We start from the raw sequence: 1,275 nt of genomic DNA on the forward strand, positions 1-1,275 counted from the left end.
CCTTCACCCAGACCCTCGCCTGGCACGGCAAACCCGCCTCCCGCTGGGAACCCAAACGGCTACGCCTGCGGATCTGTTTTGCGGATCCTGTCCGTCGCCGCACGCCTGGTGCGCAGTGGACGACGCGCGACCCTCCGGATCAACCAAACCTGGCCCTGGGCGACCCTGCTGACCAGCGGTCACCAACGCCTCGCGACCGTCACCTGAGCAACGCACCCCCGCCCCTGACCATCACGACCCCAAGGAGCCCTGGAGAACCGGCGGACCCAGCGCCGGAGACCAGCCCTGCCCACCACCGACCAGAGCGGTCCCAAGCCTCCCCGACGCCGACCACGAGCACCACGCCCACGACCGATGAAAGATCGAGGCTAAGGGGACCGTGGTGTTGGTTCCGGGACACGCGTCTCGGGCACATTTTTGGATCTTTACCGGCTGCTGGGTCCGCCATGCTCAGCCATCCTCCATGGCGACGAAGGCGCCGTGCCACGTGTGATACCAGACTGCCCCTGTCGCGGCGTTGACGGACAGCATGCCCGACACCTTCCCGTTCACCTGCGTGTCGACGGTGTAGTAACCGGGGTAGGCCTCGATCGTCCCGACCGTCTCGGCCGGGCGGTTCGCGCTCAGCCAAGCGGCCGCGGCCTGCCGCGCCCGGTTCTCCGCGATCGCCGCGGAGCGTGTGCCTGTGTTCCACATCATCGCCGGACCCGGCTCGGTCTGCACCGTGCCGGAGGAGGGGTCGACCAGGACCTCCGTCGTGGCGGCCCCGGCGGGGTCCTTCAACTCGACATAGAAGTTGTCGCTGAACTGGATGACCTCCCCTGGGTGCAAAGCTCTGGGGGCCCCGGCCTGGGCCGCACGGGCGCGGGCCGCACCGATCGTGGTGACCGCCTAGCCGTTGCCGGGCAGCCAGACCTGCCCGGACATCATGCCGCCGTGACCGGCCCACATCTGGCCGGTCGCCTGGCCGCCCATCATGCGGCCGGAGCCGTCGCCCCACGGTCCTGCCCAGCCGCCAGCCACCCCGGATCCCGCCGTGGTCGGCCGCCACGGCGCCGGGCCGAAGACACCGACCAGGGCCATGACGACCGACGTGACGAGCAGCGCCGAGGCGACGACGAGCGCGATGGCCGGCGACCGGTGCCGGTGCCCTCGACCGCTCCGCGGTGCTGTCACCATGGTCATGGTTGCCCCTGTCGCTCCCCGCGCGTCTGCGCCAGGGCCTCCCGCTGCAGGTGGTACTGCTCGACGTCGATCTCGCCGCGGGCGAAGCGG

General features: G+C 70.7%; 2 protein-coding genes. Both read right to left on the bottom strand.

Translation table 11 applies throughout. The features are described 5' to 3' along the window. Window positions 1-450: 450 nt before the first annotated feature. On the bottom strand, window positions 451-831 hold the full coding sequence (locus tag N864_RS22335; RefSeq protein WP_051518942.1) for a hypothetical protein: 381 nt from the start codon (window positions 829-831) through the stop codon (window positions 451-453). 60 nt (window positions 832-891) lie between these two features. Further along, a complete protein-coding gene (locus N864_RS25785) occupies window positions 892-1,176 on the bottom strand; it encodes a hypothetical protein (protein WP_205621041.1) in 285 nt (94 codons plus the stop codon). Between the last annotated feature and the right edge of the window lie 99 nt (window positions 1,177-1,275).

Source organism: Intrasporangium chromatireducens Q5-1 (genome assembly GCF_000576575.1).
Lineage (GTDB): Bacteria > Actinomycetota > Actinomycetes > Actinomycetales > Dermatophilaceae > Intrasporangium_A > Intrasporangium_A chromatireducens.